We start from the raw sequence: 19,454 nt of genomic DNA on the forward strand, positions 1-19,454 counted from the left end.
CTTGCCGGCGGCTCCTGCCCCTACCCTTTCGGCACTTCCGGCAGCGCCTCTTCCGGATTGCCGATGATGTGCCGGCGCAGCATCAGCGCGACGGACAGGAAGGTCAGCGTCCAGAAGATCCAGGTGATCCAGCTTCTGACGAAGATGGTCAGGCTGCCCTGCGACAGGAGCAGCGACTGCCGGAAGCTGTCTTCAAGCATCGGGCCGAGGATGAAGGCGATGAGGAAGGGCGCCGAGGGCACCTGCATCCGCATCATGATGAAGCCGAGGATGCCGAAGGCGACCATCACGTAGATGTCGAAGAAGGAGTTGTTCACCGCGTAGGCGCCGAAGACGCAGAGCACCATGACGATGGGATAGAGGTATCGCATCGGGATCGAGGCGATGTGGCGGAACATCCGGATCGCGGCCTTGCCGATGATCAGCAGGAAGAGCGAGCTGATGGAGATGCCGATGAAGAGGGCATAGATCAGGTCGATATTCTGTTCGAACAGCATGGGCCCGGGGCGCAGGCCATGGACCATGAATGCTCCAAGGATGACGGCGGTGATCACGTCGCCGGGGATGCCGAGGGCCAGGAGCGGGATCATCGTCGAGCCGGCAACGCCGTTGTTGCCGGCCTCGGCCGCCGCCACGCCCTCGAGTTCGCCCTTGCCGAAATTCTTGCGGTTGGGCGAGCGGCGCATCGCCTCGGAATAGGAGACGAAGGCCGAGGGCGCACCGCCGATGCCGGGAATGGCGCCGAGGACGACACCGATCAGGCTACCGCGGAAGATCGACCGGAAGCAGCGGCGGAAATCGGCGAAGGTGGCGCGGGTGCCGCTGGGGTCGGCGGGCACCTTCTCGGGGGCGCCGCGCCTCGCATAACCATTGAGGATTTCGGGGATCGCGAAGAGCCCGATCAGCAGTGGAATGAAGGCCAGACCGCCCAGCAGGTTGGCGTTGCCGAAGGTGAAGCGGTCGGTCCCGTAGATCAGGTCGAGCCCCACCGTGGCAAGCAGCAGGCCGGCCCCGGCCGAGATGAAGCCGCGCAGCAGGCTTTCGCCGGAAACGGAGGCGATGATGGTGAGCGAGAAGAAGATCAGGGTGAAGTTCTCGGGCGGACCGAAGCTGGTGACGAGCGCGGCGAGGTAGCCCACCAGCAGGATCAGCGACAGGTTGGAGACGAGATCGGCGAAGCAGGAGGCATAGAGCGCCATGTCGAGCGCCTTGCCCGCCTGCCCCTTCTGGGCCAGCGGATAGCCGTCGAGCACCGAGCAGGAGGCCGCGGGCGTGCCCGGCGCGCGGACCAGGATCGCCGGGATCGACCCGCCATATACGCCACCCTTGTACACCCCCAGCAGCAGCAGGATGCCGGTGACCGGCGGCAGGGTGAAGGTGAACGGCAGGGTCAGGGCGACGGCCATGGTCGAGGTCATGCCGGGGATCGCGCCCACGATGACACCGATCGCGATGCCACCCGCCAGGGCCACGAGGTTGTATACGTTCAGGAAGAGGATGAAGGCGTCCGAGATGTTCTCGATCATGGCGTGGAACCTTCAGAAAATGGCGTTGAGGGGGCCGAGGGGCACCGGCACCCGGGCCACGAAACGGAAGAACAGGTAGAGGCCCGCGACAACCGCGACTGCCAGGATCACGGCCTTTGGCCAGTGTTTCCGGTCGTGCAGCAGGATCAGCGCGATCAGCAGCGCCATCGCTGGCAGAACCACGCCCAGGGGTTTCAGCAGGGCGCAGAAGGCGACCATGAGCAAGCCCGCCACGATGACCCGCAGATCGCTGAGGTCAAAGGGCGGCGTGTCGTCGAGGGGGTCGTTTCGGTCGCGGCGCTCGGTTGCCTGCATCTCTCGGCGGTTGTCCATGTAGGCGCGGATCGCCAGCAGGGCGCTCAGCCCGGCAACGCTGACAAGGATGATGCGCGGCCAGAATGTCGGCGAAAGGGCAAGGTTGGGGATCACCTTCGGCGCCTTGACCGCCCAGGGCAGAATGCCGAACAGGATGATCAGGGCCAGGGCGCAAACGGCCAGCCCCAGCAGGAAATCTCGCTTGTGATCGATCTTCACGGACGGTCCCTCCGGTTGCAGCCGATCGCGGATCGGCGGATCAGGATGTGCGGCCGGGCACGCCGGCCGCACCGTCGTCGGACGGTCCTAGTCGATCTGGAGGCCCAGCCTTTCGACGAGACCCCGGAAGGTGGTGTACTGATTCTCGACGAATTCCACGGTCTCTTCTGGAGAGAGGATCATCGGGACCGAGCCGAGCGACTCGGTCTGCTTGACCCAACGCTCGTCTTCCGCGACCTTCTGCAGCGCCTCGGTCCAGACCGAGATCACCTCGTCCGCCATGTCCGGCGGGCCGACGAGGCCGGACCAGCCGACCAGCGCCTCGAGATCGGGATATCCGAGTTCGGACGCGGTCTGCACGTCGGGCAGCGAGTCCACCCGCTCGGGCGTCGTCACCACCAGCGGGCGAAGCTGGCCGCCTTCGATCTGGCTGATGATCGCCGAGATGTTGGAGCAGACGAAGTCGACCTGCCCGGTGGCCGCCGCCGCCGCCGCCGCGCCGCCGCCCTGGAACGGGATGTGCGTTGCCGCAACGGTGGGATCCTCGAAGCCCAGCACGTCGAGCAGCATGATGCCGCCGAGATGGTGCAGCGTGCCGACACCGGCGGAACTGTAGGTGATGGCGCCCGGGTTCGCCTCGATCGCGTCGCGCAGGTCATCGAGGGATTCGTAGGGCTTGGACGTGGCCGTCGCACAGGCGGCCGGGTTGATCTCGAGCAGGCCGAGATAGGTGAAATCGTCCCACTTGTAGGGCATGGATGTCTTGATCGCCGGCGAGATGCTGTGCGAGCCGATCCGGGCCAGCAGCAGGTTGTACCCGTCGGGGTCGGCGTTGCGGACATAGGCCGAGCCGGTGGCGCCGCCGGCGCCGGCGCGGTTGGTGACCAGCACCGGCTGGCCCACGAAATCGGGCGCGACATTGGCAAGGTTGCGCGCCGCGAGGTCCGAGGCGCCGCCGGGCCCGTAGGGGGCGGTCAGTTGCACCGGCTGCGACGGGTAATCCTGCGCCGCCGCCGGCAAGGCGGCCATGGCGGCTACAGCCACGCCGACAAGAAGTTTTGACTTCGTCATTTGGTTCCTCCCAGTTCGTTTGCCTGGGCGCACGCGGCGCCCGTTCAGCGGACCTCCTCTCTGTCCGCCTATTCCCGCGCAGGCGATGCGTTCGCCTCATCCGCGGACAATTCGAGACTGATCTCGAATTTCACCATGTCCCCGCGATAGGAGACGTCGTTGTAATAGAGCACCGTGCCATCGGGCGCCGTCAGGATGCGCCGGATATCCCCCAGCGGCGCGCTGAGCGGCAGCCCGAGCAGGCCGGCCTTGTCCATGTCGGCCTGCCCGATCGTCAGGGTCTGGTGGCACTTGGCGATGGTCACGCCAGGCAGCGATTCGATCACCGGGATGATCGTCTCGTGATCGAAGCGTTCGGGGCATTGCTCGTAGAGATCCGAGGCGATGTAGGCGTCGGCCACGAGGCAATCGAGCCCTTTCAGCGCGTTCACCCGGCGCAGGTAGACATAGGACGAAGCGGCCTTGCCGCCCTTCAGGTCGCCCCTGGACGGAAGCTCGACATTTTCCCGCTTCTCGATCAGGCGCGGGTCGGTCTTGGTCACCATGTCGAGCAGTTCCGGCCAGTCGAGCCCGACGGCAAAGCTGTCGTCGCCGGTAGAATTCTCGGTGACGAAGGTGCCGGCGCCCTGTTGGCGGTAGAGCCTGCCTTCGGATTCGAGGATCGCCACGGCCTGGCGGATGGTGACGGTGGCGACGCGGAATTCCTCGGCCAGTTCGGAGATCGGCTTGAGCCGGTCGCCGGGGGCAAGCGCGCCCGAGCGCAGGCGCTGGCGCAGGATATCCGCGACATGCAGGTAAAGCTTTCCCGGACTGTTCCTCAGGATGTCCATTCTTCGACCCTTTCCTCCGTCGGACGGAAGGCGCGCCACCGGGGCAAGGCCCGGCATTCCGGCCATCGTAGCAAATGAACGAGCAACCCGTCCAGAAAATTGTTATTGTTTTTATGTCATTCCAATCTTAGTATGATTCTGCGAGTGAAACCGTCGGTGCTTTAGGGAGGGGTCCGATGTCTGAGCTGGTCATCGAGGAGCGTCACGGACAGGGCACGGTGCTGCTGCGGCTGAACCGGCCCGAGGCGCGCAACGCGCTCAGCGACGGGCTGCGAAAGGCGCTGACCGACCGGTTCGCCGCGCTCTATGACGACCCCGACGCACGCTGCGTCGTGGTCGCCGGCGACGAGCGTGCCTTTGTCGCCGGGGCGGATATCAAGGTGATGGCCGAGATGGGCACCGCCGAGATCACCCGCACCAACATCCGCCGCATGTGGGGCGTGATTGCCCATTGTCCCCTGCCCTTCATCGCCGCGGTGCGTGGCGCGGCCTTCGGCGGCGGCTGCGAGCTGGCCATGCATGCCGATATCATCGTCGCCGGGGAGAACGCGAAATTCGCCCAGCCCGAGATCAAGGTCGGCATCATGCCCGGCGGTGGCGGCACCCAGCGGCTGTTGCGGGCAGTGGGCAAGTTCAAGGCTATGAAGATGATGCTGACCGGCGATCCGATCACCGGGCGCGAGGCGTTCGAGATGGGGCTGGCCAGCGAATGCGTGCCGGATGACGAGGTGCTGGACCGCGCGCTCGAGCTGGCCGGTCAGATCGCCGCCATGCCCCCCCTGGCCGCGCGGCGGATCAAGGAGGTGGTGCTGGCCGGGCACGACACCTCGCTCGAGGCGGGGCTGATGCTGGAACGGCGCACCTTCGACACGCTCTTCGACACCGAGGACAAGGCCGAGGGCATGCGCGCCTTCATCGAGAAACGGAAGCCGGAATTCAAAGGAAGATGACAATGGGAACGAGCGACACCCCGACGGTAGGGATCGTAGGCGCTGGCGCCATGGGGCGCGGCATCGCACAGGTGGCCGCGACGGGCGGCTGCAAGGTTCTGCTGCACGACGCGCGGTCAGACGCCACCGACGAGGCGCTGACCTTCATCGGCGGAATGGTGGACCGGGCCGCCGAGAAGGAGCGGATGACCGTCGAGGCCGCGGAAGAGGCGAAGCGCCTCCTGACCAAGGCCGAGGGCATAGACGCCTTTGCCGAGTGCGACGTTGTGATCGAGGCGGTGTCCGAGGACATGGGGCTGAAGGCCAAGGTCTTCGCGGCCCTGGAGGCGGCGACGGACGAAGCGTGCATCCTGGCGAGCAACACGTCGTCTCTGTCGATAACACGACTTGCGGCGGCATGTAGCCACCCGGAGCGGGTGGCGGGCTTTCACTTTTTCAACCCGGTGCCGCTGATGCCTCTGGTCGAGGTGATCGCCGGGGTCCGGACAGAGCCGTCGGTCATCGACCGGCTGGTCGAGCTTGGCAAGGTGATGGGGCGCACGCCGGTGCGGGTGGCCGATGCGCCGGGTTTCCTGGTGAACCAAGTGGGCCGGGGCTACACGCTGGAGGCCACGAACCTCGTGGCCGAAGGGGTGGCGGCGTTCGTCGATGTCGACCGGATCATGCGCGACGCGGCGGGGTTCCGGATGGGGCCGTTCGAGCTGCTCGACCTGACGGCGCTGGACGTGACGCACCCCGCCAGCATCGAGATCTACGAGCAGTCCTACCACGAGCCGCGCTTCCGGCCCGCCATGCTGATGGGTCAGCGGATGCAGGCCGGGCTTTTGGGGCGGAAGACCAAGCAGGGGCATTACGCCTATGTGGACGGCAAGCAGCAGCGGCCGGAGGAGCCGGAGGCGCCGGGCTTCGAGGGTGGCACCTTCTGGGTGGAGCCGGGCGAGGACGCGGCGGCCTTGCAGGAGATCGTGCGCGCCTCGGGCGCGGAGCTTGACGAGGGTGAACGGCCCGCGGGCGACAGCATCATCCTGATCGCACCGCTGGGGCTGGATGCCAGCACCCATGCCGCCCGCGCCGGGCAGGACCCGGAACGCACGGTGGCCGTCGACCCGCTGTTCGGTTTCAAGGGCCGGCGCACGGTCATGCAGACCATCGTGACAAGGCCGGAGGTGATGCGGAAGGCCCATGCGATGCTGGCGCAGGACGGTATGCCGGTGACGCCCATCAAGGACAGCCCCGGTTTCGTGGCCCAGCGGATCATCGCGATGATTTCCGCCATCGGCGCGAGCGTGGCGCAGAACGCGATTGCCACGCCGGAGGATATCGACCGGGCGGTGAAGTTGGGGCTCAACTATCCCAACGGGCCGCTGGAGTTTGCCGACACGCTTGGACCTGCGCGGATCGTGCAGATCCTAGAGGGGATGAGCGACTGCACCGGCGATCCGCGCTATCGCACCGGCCCGTGGCTGCGGCGGCGGGCGGCGCTCGGGGTCTCTGCGACCACGGTGGAACCGGCCCCGCGGGCCTGACCGGCTGCGGACCCGACAAGATCAAACGCCTATCGAAAGGAACGACCCATGCTTGACGCCTATATCTACGACGGGCTGCGCAGCCCCTTCGGACGCTCGGGCGGCGCGCTGGCCGGGATCCGGCCCGACGACCTGCTGGCCGAGGTGATCCGCCCGCTGATGGACCGCTCGAAGCTGGAGGGCAGTGCCATCGACGACGTGATCGTCGGCTGCGGCAACCAGGCGGGGGAGGACAGCCGTTGTGTCGCGCGCCATGCCGCGTTGCGGGCCGGGCTGCCGGTGGAGGTGCCGGGCACGGTGCTACAGCGCAATTGCGGCAGCGGGCTGGGCGCGATGATCTCGGCCGCGCATGCGCTGACCTGTGGGGAAGGCGACGTGGTGATCTCGGGCGGGGTGGAAAGCATGAGCCGCTCGCCCTTCGTGATCGGCAAGCATGGCAAGCCCTTCGCACGGCAGCTCGACTGGTATGACAGCGCCGTGGGGGCGCGGTTCCCGAACCCGAAGCTGGAACAGGAATTCGGCAGCGATTCCATGCCGCAGACCGCAGACAACCTGGCCGAGGAGCACGGGATCACGCGGGAGGAGAGCGATGCCTTCGCCCTGCGTTCTCAGCAGGGCTGGGCCAAGGCGCAGGAACAGGGGTTCTTCGACGCCGAGGTGACACCGATCACCGTGCCCGGCGGGCGGGGCCGCGAGGATGTGACGGTCGAGACCGACGAACACCCCCGGCCGAAGACCGACCTGGAAGGGCTGGCCAAGCTGCGCGCGCTCAATGCCGGCGGCGTCACCACGGCGGGCAGCGCCTCGGGCCTCAATGACGGGGCGGTGGCGCTGATGATGGGCAGCCGGGCGGCCGACGAGACAATCGGGCGCGAGCCGATCGCCCGCATCCTTGCCAGCGGCGTGGCGGGCGTGCCACCTCGGACCATGGGTTTTGGTCCGGTGCCGGCCTCGAAGCTGGCGCTGGAACGGGCCGGGCTTTCCCTGTCGGACATGGCGGTGATCGAGATCAACGAGGCCTTTGCCGCGCAGGCGCTGGCCTGTGTAAAGGGGCTTGGCCTGTCCTATGACGACGACCGGGTGAACCCCAATGGCGGGGCAATTGCCATCGGCCATCCGCTGGGCGCCTCGGGGCCGCGGATCGCGCTGACGGCCATTCACGAGGCGAAACGCCGTGGCGGGAAATACGCGTTGGCCAGCATGTGCATCGGCATGGGCCAGGGGATCGCCATCGTCATGGAAGTGATTTGATGGGCGAGGCCGGCAAACCCCGGTTCGACTGGCAAGATCCTCTGCTGGTGGAGGACCTGCTGAGCGAGGAAGAGCGGATGATCCGCGACAGCGCCCGCGATTTCGCGCAGGACCGGCTGATGCCGGTGATCCGCGACTGGCACCGGCACGAGACCTTCGACCCCGCGATCATGCGCGAGCTGGGCGAGATGGGGTTTCTGGGCATGCAGATCGAGGGCTATGGCTGTGCCGGGGCGAGCTATACCGCCTACGGGCTGGTGGCGCGGGAGTTGGAGCGGGTGGATGCCGCGTTCCGCTCGGCCTGCGGGGTGCAGGGCGGGCTGGCGATGACGCCGATCCACCGGTTCGGCAGCGAAGAGCAGAAGGAAAAGTACCTGCCACCGATGGCGCGGGGCGAGCTGATCGGCTGTTTCGGCCTGACCGAGCCCGATGCGGGCTCGGACCCGTCGCGGATGCGGGCGCGGGCGAAGCAGGTGGACGGGGGCTATCGGCTGAGCGGGAACAAGGTGTGGATCACCCATGCCTCGATCGCCGATGTGCTTGTGGTCTGGGCGCGGGAAGACGAGGGCGAGGTGCGGGGGTTCATCCTCGAGCGCGGGATGAAGGGGCTGGAGACGCGCAAGATCGAAGGAAAATTCTCGGTCCGCGCGTCGCCCACCGGCGAGATCGCGATGGACGAGGTGTTCGTGCCCGACGAGCAGGTTCTTCCGCTGGCAAAGGGCCTGTCGGCGCCGCTGACCTGCCTCAACCGGGCGCGGCTGGCGATCTGCTGGGGGTCGATCGGCGCGGCGGAGTTCTGCTGGCAGGCCGCACGCGATTACGTGATGGAGCGCGAGCAGTTCGGCCGGAAGCTGGCGGCGAGCCAGCTGGTGCAGGCGAAGCTGGCGGACATGCAGAGCGAAATCGCCCTGTCGCTGCATGCCACGCTGCGGCTGAGCCGGTTGCAGGACGAGGGGCGGGCGACACCGGAGATGTTCTCTCTGGTGAAACGCAACGCCGCGCGCAAGGCGCTGGAGATCTGCCGGACGGCGCGGGACATGCATGGCGGCAACGGGATTTCGGACGAGTATCACGTGATCCGGCACATGATGAACCTCGAGGTCGAGAACACGCTGGAAGGCACCTACGACATCCACTCGCTGGTGCTGGGCGCCGCGCAGACGGGTATCCGGGCGTTCAGCGGTTGACGGGCAAGGAACGGGAGAACGGCGGCATGGAAAGCATCAGCATGGAACAGACAGGGCATAACCCAGTAACAGACCGGACCGGGCGCGACCCGCTCGATTGCCTGCTTTCGCCGCGGTCGATCGCGATCATCGGGGTGTCGAGCGACTTCAACAAGCTCAACGGCCGGGTGATGAAATTCCTCTTGGAAAAGGGCTATACGGGCCGGATCTTCCCGGTGAACCCGAAATACGAGGAGGTCGGCGGGCATCCCTGTTTTGCCGCCATCGGGGAGATCGGCGAGGTGCCGGATCTTGCGGTCATCTCGGTGCCCGCGAAGGCGGTGCCGGGGCAGATCGAGGCCGCGGGCCAGGCCGGGGTACGGGCGGCCATCGTCTTCAGCTCGGGCTTCGGCGAGATGGGCGAGGAAGGCCGCCGGGCGGAGCAGCAGGTGGTCGAGATCGCCCGGCGCCACGGCATGCGGCTGTGCGGGCCAAACACGCTGGGGGTGATCAACGCCTTCGACGGGGCGTTTGCCACCTTCACGCAATACGGCATGGGCCCGACGCAGGCGGGGCCGGTGGGGTTCGTCACGCAGTCGGGCGCGTTCGGCACGGCCATCGCCGCGCTGGCGCGGAAGCGCGGGCTGGGGCTCGGGTACTTCGCCAATACCGGCAACGAGACCGACGTGACCTTTGCCGATTGCCTTGGCCGCATCGCCGAGGACAGCCGGATCACCACGCTGGCGGGCTATATCGAGGGGATCACCGACGGGCCCGGTTTCGTCACCGCCGCGCGGCGGGCGATGGAGCTGGGCAAGCCGCTGGTGGTGACCAAGGTGGGACGGACCGATGCCGGCGCGCGGGCCGCGTCGTCGCATACCGGGGCGCTGGCCGGGGAGGACGCGGTGTTCGACGGGATCGCCCGGCAATACGGCGTGATCCGGGCCCGGAACGAGGAGCATATGCTGGACATCGTCGACATGTCGACGACGCCCCCCTGCCCCGAGGGGCGGGGCGTGGGGATCGTCACTCAATCGGGCGGGGCAGGCGTGCTGATGAGCGACCGGGCCGAGGAGGTGGGGCTGGAGGTCCCGCGCCTCTCGGAGGAGACGATGGCGCGGCTGAAGGGAATATTGCCCGACTTCGGCGCGGCCGGGAACCCGGTGGACGTGACGGCGCAGTTCATTGCCGATCCGTCGATGCTGAAGGAGAGCGTCAAGGCGGTGCTGGACGACCCGAACGTGCACGTGGCGGCGGTGTGGCTGCAGTTGATGGACGGCTTCGTGGACACGCTAACCGAGACGTTCCGCGAGTTGAAGGCGGAGACGGAGAAGCCGTTCGTCGTGGCCTGGGTCGCGGCGCCCGAGGAGGGGCTGCGCGCGCTTCGGGAGCTGGGGATTTGTGCCCTGCGTGGGGCGGAGCCGACGATCGACGCGATTGCCGCGCTGGTGGATTGGAACGAGGCGCGGAAGGCGTGGCTGGCGGATCAGGGGGATGCGGCCTGTGCCCCCCTGCCCGCCCCCGGTGCGGGGTTCGTGCCGACGGAGAAGACGGCGTCAATGCTGGCCGAGGCGGGCGTGCCGGTGGCACGGGTCGGTTTGGCCGGCAGTGCCGACGAAGCCGTGGAGATTGCCGAGGGGATCGGCTGGCCGGTGGCGGTGAAGATCGAGTCGGCGGATATCCTGCACAAGACCGAGATCGGCGGCGTGGAGATCGGGATCGACGGGCCGGAGGAGTTGCGGGCGGCTTATGAGAGGATTGTCGGGCGGGCCAAAGCATCGGCGCCGGAGGCCCGGATCGACGGGGTGATCGTGCAGGAGATGGGCCAGGGGAATGCCGAGCTGGTGATCGGGCTGCGGCGTGATCCGGGGTTCGGGCCGGTGGTGATGGTCGGGATGGGCGGCATCCTGATCGAGGTGCAGAAGGACGTGGTGTTTCACCGGGCCCCGGTGAGTGAGAGCGAGGCGGCCCGGATGCTCGACCGGTTGAAATCTAAACAAATCCTTAACGGAGTGCGGGGCGCGCCGCCGGTGGATCGCGCGGCGCTGTGCCGGATGATCGCGGCAGTGTCACGGTTCGGGGCCTCGGCGGGCGACTGGCTTCAGGAACTGGACCTGAACCCGGTGCTGGCCGGGCCGGAGGGCGCCATCGCGGTGGATTGCCTGCTTATTTCCGACAGGTAGGAAATGAAGCGTTAACGGCGCGTGCGTGTCAGGCAGGCGCGGTGCGCAGGATGAGGGCGGTATTCGGCGTATCGCCGGGTGCGCCGGACAGGCCGCTGCGGGGGCAGATCCAGTCGCCCTCCGATGCTTCGGCGGCATCAGCCACCCAGAGGCGCCGCCCCTCCCTTTCCAGGACCGGCACATCGCCCGGCGCGGCGTTCCAGCCGCCGCCGGCGGTTTGCAGGGCGATGGCCGAGACCAGTTCGCCCGCGAGGCGCGGGTTGAAGCGGCGGTCGACAAGGCCGGTGCGGGTGAAATAGCCGCGGTCGGCATCGTCCATCGTGTCGAGCACCACGTCGAGGCCGAAGCCCACGCCCGCCATCACCGTCTCGGCGAAGCGTCTGGCGTTGGCGATCTCGTCGTCGAAGGTTTCAGCCGGGCTGGCCTCGGTGGATTTCACGTAGAGCACGGGCGTCTGGCCGGTCTGGTCCCTGAAGGCGGCGAGGCTGCGGGCGGTGTCCCATGGCGAGAGGCTGCGGGGGATGGTGAACTGGGCGCCGTCGACGAGGCCGGGATGGCTTTGGAAGAAGCGCTCCAGTTCGTCGGTCTCCCCCAGTGTGAAGCCGTGGCTGATGAGGTGGTTGAAGCGTGAGCCGGTATGCTTGGCACCGTCCTTGCGGTTGACGCGCGAGAGGGAGATGGTGACGCCGGTCTCGGATTTCAGCGCGGCGATGTCGGGGGCGAGGTCGCCGATCTCTTCCCAGTTCAGGACAAGCTCGAGCCGGTCGAGGAGCGGGGCGTGGTCGGCCAGCAGCTTGCGCTCGCCCTCGTCGGGCATGCCGTAGAGATAGACCTGGAAGCGGTGGCCGAGGCGGGTCATCAGCGCCATCCGGCGGCGGATGCGGGGGTCGGCCAGGTCCTGGATCGGGACGCGGAGGCCGGGCAGGCCCATTTCCCAGAGCGCCATCAGCGGGTAGTCGTTGCGCGCCCGCTTGCGGCGGAATTCGTCGACGGCACCCGAGGGCGCGACGGCCAGCTCCTCGGCCCAGCCGTGGCGCATGTCGACGAAGACGTGCGGCAGCGCGGCGGTCTTCACGTGCGGCCGTGGGGCGACGGGTTGGGCGGGGCCGTCGCCGGGCGCGAGGGTGGCGCCGTAGCTTCGGTGGTAATGGGCCACGTGGCCGTTCTCGCGGATCTCCAGCGTCAGGAAGCCCAGCTTGGCGGCATCGTTGCGCCCCTTCTGGTCGCCGCCGTCGATCCGGTACATCTCGGAGTAATCGTGGCGGACGAAGCAGGTGGAGGGGGTGATGTAATAGTCGGTCTCGCCGATGCGGTCGTACCAGAAATTGTGCACATGGGCGCTGAACAGGGCTTCGGGTTTGTAGCGGCGCAGGAGGTCGAGAAACCAGCTTCGGGCGGGTTCCTCGATATTGTCGTAGCTGCCGGGTTCGTGCGGGTCGCTGATATAGGGCGGGTAGTGGCTGAAGACGAAGACGCGCTCGTGCTGGTGGCGGGCAAGGGTGTCTTCCAGCCACGCGGCCTGTTCCGCCTCGGCGGGGTCGCCGGAGTTGAGGAGCGGCGAGTTGATGATGACGAAGTGGCAGTTCCCGTGGGTGACGGCGTAGTAATCCTTGCCGAAATGCTTGCGGTAGAGGGCGATGAAGTCGGCGTTGACCATGCCGGCGGGCATCCATTTCACCGGCTTGTCGCCGATGTCGTGGTTGCCGGGGACAAGGTGGATGGGGCTTTCGAGGTCTTTGGCGATGGCGTGGAAATTGTCGGCCGCGGCGGCGTAGCTGGGCAGTTCGGGCACCGGGTTGACCATGTCGCCCAAATGGATGGTCAGCGCCGGGGCGATCCGGTTCACCTGCGAGAAGACATGCCGGGCGCGCGGGTTCGCCTCGGCATTGGCGGGATAGGGGGAGGCGGAGAAATCCTCTTTCTCGTTCACGTGGGTGTCGGAGACGATGGCCACCTTGAACAATATCTTACCGATGGGTTTGTCCGTCATCCTGCCCCCGCCCACCGGCTGTGCCGGCCCGAATTGATTCCAATGTTGGAATGATAGGGAAGGCTGGCCGATTGTCAAAGCGGCCGGGTAGCCTATTGCGCCGGGGTGCGGGCGCGGGCGGAGACGGTCCTGAGCGCTGTCAGCATGTCGTCGAGCCCGGCGCAGGGGATGGCGCCGGTCTCGGCGATCTCGGAGGTGACATCGGTCGGCAGGTCGGAGTTCGAGTTTTCGGGGATCTGGTTCAGCTTGCCGCCGATCAGGACGGGGAGGTCGAGGCCGCGGCGCGCGAGTTCGTCCATGACCTTGCGCGCATAGCCCAGCGCGATGCCGTTATAGGTGCTGATGGCGATCACGTCGGCCTTTGCCTGCACGGCGCGGTCGACCAGCACCTCGGCATCGAGGGCGACGCCCGCGTCGAGCACCTCCGCCTCCAGCCCGTCGAGCGCGCGGCTGACGAGGTAGGCGCCGTGTTCGTGGACGTCGGTGGTGCCGATGGTCACGCGGAGGGGGGCGAGCGGGCCGTCCTTCGCTCGGGCGCGGGCGACCCAGTCGGCGGCCATCTCGTCAAGCTCCTCGGCCCAGTCGGCGGGCACGAGGGGCGCGCGGCGGGCCTGTGTCTGGGCGCCCTGCCCCCAGAGCGCCTCCATCCGCTTGGCACCCAGCCGGCGGATGGCCAGCATGAGCGCCGCCGGGTCGCCCGTGTCGACGCCGCGGTCGGCCAGCCCCGCAAGGGCGGTTTCGGCGAAGCGGCGGCCGCCCTCGACCAGTTGGGTGGCGACGGTGTCGATCTGTGTCCTGTCCATCAGGGCGGCGTGGGCCGGGGCATGTTCGGCCAGCCTTGCGGCGAAGGTCTGGGCGTCGAGGATCTCGTCGACATCGGGGATGCGCAGGTTCTCGGTCACCGGCACGGGGTTGATGGCGTGGCCAGTATGGGCGCGGGTCAGCGCGCCGATATCGGCCAGCAGGTAGCTGGCGAGGCTGGCGTAGTTGGCCGCCGGCGTGCCGCGATAGGAGACGGTGTTGCCGAAGAGCATGGTGCCGGGCGTCGTGACCTCGCGCGAGAGGGCCTCGAGGAACGCGGCGCGGGTCAGGGGCGAGGAGAAATGGTGGCCGAAGCAGAAGGAGGCGCTGGCGCCGATCAGGTCCTCGACGATGTGCTTTTCGATCAGCATCATGCCGAAGGCGCTGGTCATGTCGATGAAGAGCCCGGCGAAGCCGTCATCGAGGTTGGAGTGGACGAGGATGTCGGCGTCCTGCGCGGCGATCAGGCCGAGGGCGGTGACGGTGGCCTCGGTGGTGGCGACGTCGTCGTCCCAGTACGGCAGGCGGAAGGTGAAATACTGGCCCATGTTGCCGATCGAGGTGGCCCCGGCGACCAGCGCGGCCTGCACGTTGTGCAGCGCGCCGGGCAGGCCCAGCATGAAGTCGCCGAAATGGGCGGCGGCGGGGCTGGCATTGGTGATGCGGGCGAAATCCTGCGGGTCGGTCAGCACGATGCCGGTGCCGCGGCCCGCGTCCTTGCGGCGGTCGGGCGGATAGCCCATGGACCAGTCGAGGGTGATGCCGAACCGGTCGATCCGCACATCGCGTTTCAGGGCGGAGGCGTGGAGGTCGGCCATGGCGGCGACGGTGCGGTCGATGCTGCGGAAGCCGATATGGGCGTGCTGCATGATGCGCCCCTCAGCGGCCTTTTGGCGCTTGTAGGCGGCTTCCGAGGCGACCCCCTCGGTTTCGAGGAACAGGCAGGAGCCCAGCGGCCAGTCGGCGGCCATCCGGCGGCCGTCGGCAAGCAGATCGGCGCCGGGGCGCATGTCCGGGGCTGTCAGGGTGGGCACGGGGGTCATCGGGCGGCTCCGGTCTGGTGCGGTGTCATGGTGCGGTTGGCTTGGGAGGGTGGAAACGGGGCGATGAAAACCCTATCAGGCGGGGAGGACGATACAAGCATCGGGGCTGGCACAGGTTGCGCGGCCCAACGCAGGGAAAGGCGGATAGAGGCATGAAACTTGGGGTGATCGGCGTCGGGCATCTGGCGGGGGCTGTTCTGAAGGGGCTGCTGAACGGCGGTGTGGCGGCAGGGGATGTGTGCCTGTCGCCGCGCGGTCGCGGGCCGGAGATGGCGGAGCGGTTCGGGTTCGGGCTGGCCGAGGACAATGCGGCGCTGGTGGAGGCGTGCGACGTGGTTTTGCTGGCAGTGCGGCCCGGCGATGCGGCGGAGGTCGTGCGCGGGCTGCCGTGGCGCGAGGGACAGGTGCTGATGTCGGCCTGTGCGGGGGTTCGGATCGAGCGGCTGGCCGAGGCGAGCGCGCCGGCGGAGGTGGTCCGGGTGATGCCGATCACCGCCTCGGAACTGGGCGCGAGCCCCACGATCGTCTACCCGATGCGGCCGGAGGTGGCGCCGTACCTGGAGGCCATCGGCACGCCGATCCCGCTTGAGAGCGAAGAGCAGTTCGAGACCGCCACGGTCAGCGCCGCCGTCTATGGCTGGGCGCAGGCGATGATCCGGACGGGCACCGAATGGGGCATTGCCAACGGGCTCGACCCCGCGGCGGCGCGGCAGCTGATGGCGCGTACCTTCGTGGCCTCGGGGCGGATACAGGGCGAGCAGGATGCGCCGATGGACGACATCCTTGCCAGCCTGTGCACCCCCGGCGGGATCACCGAGGCGGGTTTGCGCCATATCGAGGCGGAAGGCGTGCCGGAGGCGTGGGCCGGGGCCTGCGACCTCGTGCTGCGGAAGCTGCGAGGACAGGCCTGAGGCGGGTGTAAACCACTGGCGATGCGCCGGTTTTTCCCGCCTGCCCTGCCCTCGCGGTGACGGCATGGGCACGCCTCAATCGTGGCCGATCGAGAAGTTGTTGCCGGCCTGGTCCTTCCCGCTGACAAGGTAGAGCGGACGCACGCCGTAGCCCTGCGCGGGGTGCTTCTTGCCGATTTCGGCGCCCAGTTCGTGATCGTAGAGCGAGGTGGCGGGCATCAGGCGGACGATGAAGGCCGCGCGGCGCTTGTCGGTGCGGTTCGCGCTGGAGCCGTGGATCATGTAGACATCGTGGAACGACACCTGCCCGGCGCGCAGGATCAGGGGCTCGGCCTTGTCCTCGTCGAAATACTCGGAATCGGTGACGAGGTTGATCGTCTTGTCGGCGCCGTCCTTCCAGGAATGGTTGAAAAGTTCGTGCGCCTTGTGGGAGCCGGGGATGAATTTCATCGGGCCGTTCTCGGGGGTGACGTCATCCAGCGGGATCCACATGGTCAGGGTTTCCAGCGGGCGGATCGGGTAGTAGCCGCCATCCTGGTGCCACGGGGTTTCCTTGCCGTTATGCGCGGGTTTGCCGAAGACAGTGGTGCCCCATAGGATGATGTCGTCACCGATGAGCTGGCGGGCGATGGCCATCAGTTCCGGCTGGGTCGCGAAGTCGAGCCAGCGCTCGGACCCCTCGATGCCCATCGAGCCGCCGTTGGTCTGGTGGGGGGCGAGGATGATGTCGGATTCGACATGCGGGTTTCGGGCGAGGAGGTCGTCGTATTCCTGGCGCATCTCGGCGATAAAGTCCTGGGGAATCTCCCATTTCGGGACGATCCAGCCCTTTTCGCGATATTGCTGCACCTCTGCGTCGGAAAGCAGAACGCTCTGATCTAACAGTGAATTTTCGGTTGTGGTCATGGGGATCTCCGGTTGGGTGGATTTTCTGTCCGCAAAGCTGTCGACAGGTTTGTTGACGACATTGACGACGCGGGGCCATTCTGTCAACGATGGGATGGCAGAAATGGAGGATGCATGGCGAAGGCGGCGGCGGGCACGGTGGACATGGCGTATGAGCGGTTGCGCGACAAGCTGGTGGCGTTCGACGTCAAGCCGGGGGCGCGGCTGAACGAGTCGGAGATTGCCGCCGACCTGTCGATGAGCCGGGCGCCGATCAGGGAGGCGCTGAACCGGCTGGTGGCGGACGGGATGGTCAGCCTGGAGCCCGGGCGGGGGTTCTTTTGCCGGAAGCTAAGTGTCCGGGAAATAACGGATTTATACGACGTCAGGCTGGATCTGGAGACCGGCGCGCTGGTGGTGGTTCTGTCGTCGGCAACGGATGCGGAACTGGCCGCGTTCGTGGCCAAGTGGCGGGCGGAGCTGGCGCGCGGGGAAAGCCTGTCGCTGGACGAACTGGTGAGCGCCGACGAGGCCTTTCACCTGGAGCTGGCGGCAATGGCCGGGAACGGGCCGAGGATGAAATTTCTCCATAATATCAATGACCGGATACGGTTCGTGCGCCGAATCAACCTGGAGGCGCCGGACCGGAACGGGGAGGCGCTGGCCGAGCATGGGCGGCTGCTGGAGGCGATCGCGGTCAGGGACTGGAAAACCGCCGTCGAGACCCTGCGGGAGCACCTTGCGCGGTCGACCGACGAGGTGCGGCTGATGGTGCAGAGCGCGCTGGCGCGGATCTATGCGGACGAAGTGGCCTGACCCGGATTCGGGACGTCGGTATCGCGTCGGTATCACGTCGGTATTGCGTCGGTGTTTTCTGCGGTGGGCAGTGCGTGGGAAACGAGGCGTAAATCAATGCCCGTCCCACGCAGTATGTCGGTTAGACGGTCGTTAGGTCGACAATTCCCACTTCCGATTTGAGTTCTTGGTGCTCGTCCGATCCTCAGATCGACGGAATATCAATTCTTCGCGGTAGAACCATAGTGATTGTTTCAAAAGTGAGCGCCGAACCGAATTCCTGAATTTGGGATGAAAACGCTGCTCTTTGCTCCTCCGCAAAGATCAGTACGGTATCGGCTGCATCGTGTGGCAAAACAGTAGAAGGCGGAGATTGCGACCAACACTTTGCGCGCAAGCCGTAGTTCTCAGCCTGTCTACTGTTTCGCGAGAATCCGTCACCTGGTCTTTTGAATTCGCAATGTAATGCGAACCGAAACGCACCGGTTGAAAAAACGGCCAATAGGTCCGTTTCTTGCTCTGAGCACCCTGGGCATTTGCAACTCTTGGTGTAAAACGACCGCCACCATGATCCTGCTGACGGAGTCCGACGAGCTTTTGCCTCCTCATGCATCAATCGTGCAGTATCTGCATGTGCCGAGAATTGAGTTTGTTCCAAAACCCACTTCTTGAAATCTAGAGATTCAACTAATGCACGTGCAAAAGGCTCGGCATACTGAAGTTCAATTCTACCGTAGGACATTTGCTATTCCTCCTGTGACGTTCCGTGTCTTGGCGGCTGGGAACGCGGAGCTTTCCCGTTTGATTTTGCTTTAGCGCGCAGCATTCTTTCTATAGCGAATCCCACGAAGCGAGGTGCGTCCGACGAAATGAGCATTCCGATGCGCTCGAGTGCCAAAACGTCGACTTCTGCGTCACCATCGGTGAGTACCTCCATTAGCCAGGCGGCATCGACATCAGCGATTTCCGCAAGGGAGTTAAATCCTGAAAAACCGATCTGGTCGCTGATGTGCGACTTCCATCCTAAGTCTTCGAGAAGCGTGCGGATATCTCCGTCCAGATAGGTCGCGTCGGTAGGTTTGGCGCGCTCGGTCGGCTTGTATGCGCGTCGGCCCTTCAGCCATCGCAGCGCATCCTCATGCTCGATGACAGATAATCCTGTGTTCGAGTTCTTTTGGCCAGTCGAACGGATACCCTCCTTGCTGAGCGATACGCGTGTGGCAGCCTCAGTCATTTGAGCCAAGAGGGCCAACTGTCTCGTATCTAGATCACGTCCCCAAATTAGTCCCTGCCGAGCCCGGGCGGTTTCCAACGTCCTCCAGAGAGGGCTCTTGTCGAACAATAGCACATCCTCCGAATTGCTAAGGAATGTGGGGTGCGAACCCTGCAAGAATGTCAACATCGAGAGATAAGCCGTCTCGTCCATCTCAAACCTGTTCTCTCGCTCACCTACTTGCCAAGCAAAATCATATGAGTGGTTGACCAAATCGGTAACTGCGTACCGGGAAAGGTCGATCTTTTCAGGGCTGATGTCGGGAATTTTGCCAATTGCCCAAGACCCTACGGTGAACCCGAGAAAATCATCGACGCAACTGTTCCTAGGTCCGACCAGAGCCAAATGATCAGCGCTGGCTATGATCATTCTCCGCAGATCCTGCATCACTTCTTCACGTGTTACCGGGGCACTCACCTCTTCACTCCTTCAGTTCCAATGGTGACGCCGTTTCGTACGGGCAACCGTGATAACTGCATCGCCATCTTCGATGACGAAAACGTTCCGATATTTCGCCAATCTAGCAACGTGGGAACGGGTCATTTCTTCCGCTGCAGATCAAGTGCTTCATCATCAATTTTAATGCTCATCGCGCCACGCCTGTACGATATGCTTCCGTAGGTGCAAATGGCCCCAACGACATCAACAGGAATACCACGCTGCTGCGTTCGAATTTGTGCGTGACTTGTTAGTCGCATGATGTTGTCCTCGCATTAAGT

The 19,454-nt window shown here is 65.9% G+C and carries 16 protein-coding genes; 7 read left to right on the forward strand and 9 right to left on the reverse strand.

Going from position 1 to position 19,454, the window contains the following annotated elements:
- Positions 1-20: 20 nt before the first annotated feature.
- From QUV18_RS07475 to QUV18_RS07490, 4 genes are all read right to left on the reverse strand, one after another.
- The gene (locus tag QUV18_RS07475; RefSeq protein ID WP_300892964.1) at positions 21-1,526 is read right to left on the reverse strand and encodes a tripartite tricarboxylate transporter permease; all 1,506 of its coding nucleotides are present in this window, start codon (positions 1,524-1,526) and stop codon (positions 21-23) included.
- A gap of 12 nt (positions 1,527-1,538) precedes the next feature.
- Positions 1,539-2,060: a tripartite tricarboxylate transporter TctB family protein gene (locus QUV18_RS07480; RefSeq protein WP_300892965.1), complete on the reverse strand. Its 522-nt coding sequence runs from the start codon at positions 2,058-2,060 to the stop codon at positions 1,539-1,541.
- Between the two features lie 87 nt (positions 2,061-2,147).
- On the reverse strand, positions 2,148-3,131 hold the full coding sequence (locus QUV18_RS07485) for a tripartite tricarboxylate transporter substrate binding protein (protein ID WP_300892967.1): 984 nt from the start codon (positions 3,129-3,131) through the stop codon (positions 2,148-2,150).
- A 68-nt stretch (positions 3,132-3,199) separates the two neighbouring features.
- A complete protein-coding gene (locus tag QUV18_RS07490) occupies positions 3,200-3,961 on the reverse strand; it encodes a GntR family transcriptional regulator (protein ID WP_300892969.1) in 762 nt (253 codons plus the stop codon).
- A gap of 176 nt (positions 3,962-4,137) precedes the next feature.
- Between QUV18_RS07490 and QUV18_RS07495 the strand changes: the two genes are divergently transcribed.
- The 5 genes from QUV18_RS07495 to QUV18_RS07515 are packed head-to-tail and all read left to right on the forward strand — an operon-like array spanning position 4,138 to position 11,037.
- The gene (locus tag QUV18_RS07495) at positions 4,138-4,911 is read left to right on the forward strand and encodes an enoyl-CoA hydratase-related protein (RefSeq protein ID WP_300892971.1); all 774 of its coding nucleotides are present in this window, start codon (positions 4,138-4,140) and stop codon (positions 4,909-4,911) included.
- A gap of 2 nt (positions 4,912-4,913) precedes the next feature.
- Entirely contained in the window at positions 4,914-6,437 is a 1,524-nt protein-coding gene (locus tag QUV18_RS07500) for a 3-hydroxyacyl-CoA dehydrogenase (RefSeq protein ID WP_300892973.1), read from the forward strand.
- 48 nt (positions 6,438-6,485) lie between these two features.
- Positions 6,486-7,688, forward strand: coding sequence for an acetyl-CoA C-acyltransferase (locus tag QUV18_RS07505; protein WP_300892974.1), 1,203 nt, complete (start codon positions 6,486-6,488; stop codon positions 7,686-7,688).
- Positions 7,688-8,875, forward strand: coding sequence for an acyl-CoA dehydrogenase (locus tag QUV18_RS07510; protein WP_300892976.1), 1,188 nt, complete (start codon positions 7,688-7,690; stop codon positions 8,873-8,875). The genes QUV18_RS07505 and QUV18_RS07510 overlap by 1 nt, the downstream gene beginning before the upstream one ends.
- Positions 8,876-8,901: 26 nt before the next feature.
- Positions 8,902-11,037, forward strand: a complete 2,136-nt coding sequence (locus QUV18_RS07515) for an acetate--CoA ligase family protein (protein ID WP_300892977.1) — start codon at positions 8,902-8,904, stop codon at positions 11,035-11,037.
- A gap of 28 nt (positions 11,038-11,065) precedes the next feature.
- Here the strand turns inward: QUV18_RS07515 and QUV18_RS07520 are convergent, their stop codons facing one another.
- Both QUV18_RS07520 and QUV18_RS07525 read right to left on the reverse strand, forming a co-directional pair.
- Entirely contained in the window at positions 11,066-13,027 is a 1,962-nt protein-coding gene (locus QUV18_RS07520; RefSeq protein ID WP_300892978.1) for a metallophosphoesterase, read from the reverse strand.
- 92 nt (positions 13,028-13,119) lie between these two features.
- Complete coding sequence (locus QUV18_RS07525; protein WP_300892979.1) at positions 13,120-14,871, reverse strand: cobalamin-dependent protein; 1,752 nt, start codon at positions 14,869-14,871, stop codon at positions 13,120-13,122.
- A gap of 152 nt (positions 14,872-15,023) precedes the next feature.
- Between QUV18_RS07525 and QUV18_RS07530 the strand changes: the two genes are divergently transcribed.
- Complete coding sequence (locus QUV18_RS07530) at positions 15,024-15,782, forward strand: pyrroline-5-carboxylate reductase dimerization domain-containing protein (RefSeq protein WP_300892980.1); 759 nt, start codon at positions 15,024-15,026, stop codon at positions 15,780-15,782.
- A gap of 75 nt (positions 15,783-15,857) precedes the next feature.
- On the opposite strand, the gene QUV18_RS07535 is transcribed toward QUV18_RS07530, so the two are convergent.
- Positions 15,858-16,688, reverse strand: coding sequence for a phytanoyl-CoA dioxygenase family protein (locus tag QUV18_RS07535; protein WP_300892982.1), 831 nt, complete (start codon positions 16,686-16,688; stop codon positions 15,858-15,860).
- A gap of 114 nt (positions 16,689-16,802) precedes the next feature.
- Between QUV18_RS07535 and QUV18_RS07540 the strand changes: the two genes are divergently transcribed.
- Positions 16,803-17,483, forward strand: coding sequence for a GntR family transcriptional regulator (locus QUV18_RS07540; RefSeq protein WP_300892984.1), 681 nt, complete (start codon positions 16,803-16,805; stop codon positions 17,481-17,483).
- 184 nt (positions 17,484-17,667) lie between these two features.
- Here the strand turns inward: QUV18_RS07540 and QUV18_RS07545 are convergent, their stop codons facing one another.
- Together QUV18_RS07545 and QUV18_RS07550 are read right to left on the reverse strand one after the other, a co-directional pair.
- A complete protein-coding gene (locus tag QUV18_RS07545; protein WP_300892986.1) occupies positions 17,668-18,204 on the reverse strand; it encodes a hypothetical protein in 537 nt (178 codons plus the stop codon).
- A 3-nt stretch (positions 18,205-18,207) separates the two neighbouring features.
- The gene (locus tag QUV18_RS07550; protein ID WP_300892987.1) at positions 18,208-19,152 is read right to left on the reverse strand and encodes a hypothetical protein; all 945 of its coding nucleotides are present in this window, start codon (positions 19,150-19,152) and stop codon (positions 18,208-18,210) included.
- Positions 19,153-19,454 lie beyond the last annotated feature (302 nt).

It is taken from the genome of Roseovarius sp. (genome assembly GCF_030373445.1).
GTDB lineage: Bacteria > Pseudomonadota > Alphaproteobacteria > Rhodobacterales > Rhodobacteraceae > Roseovarius.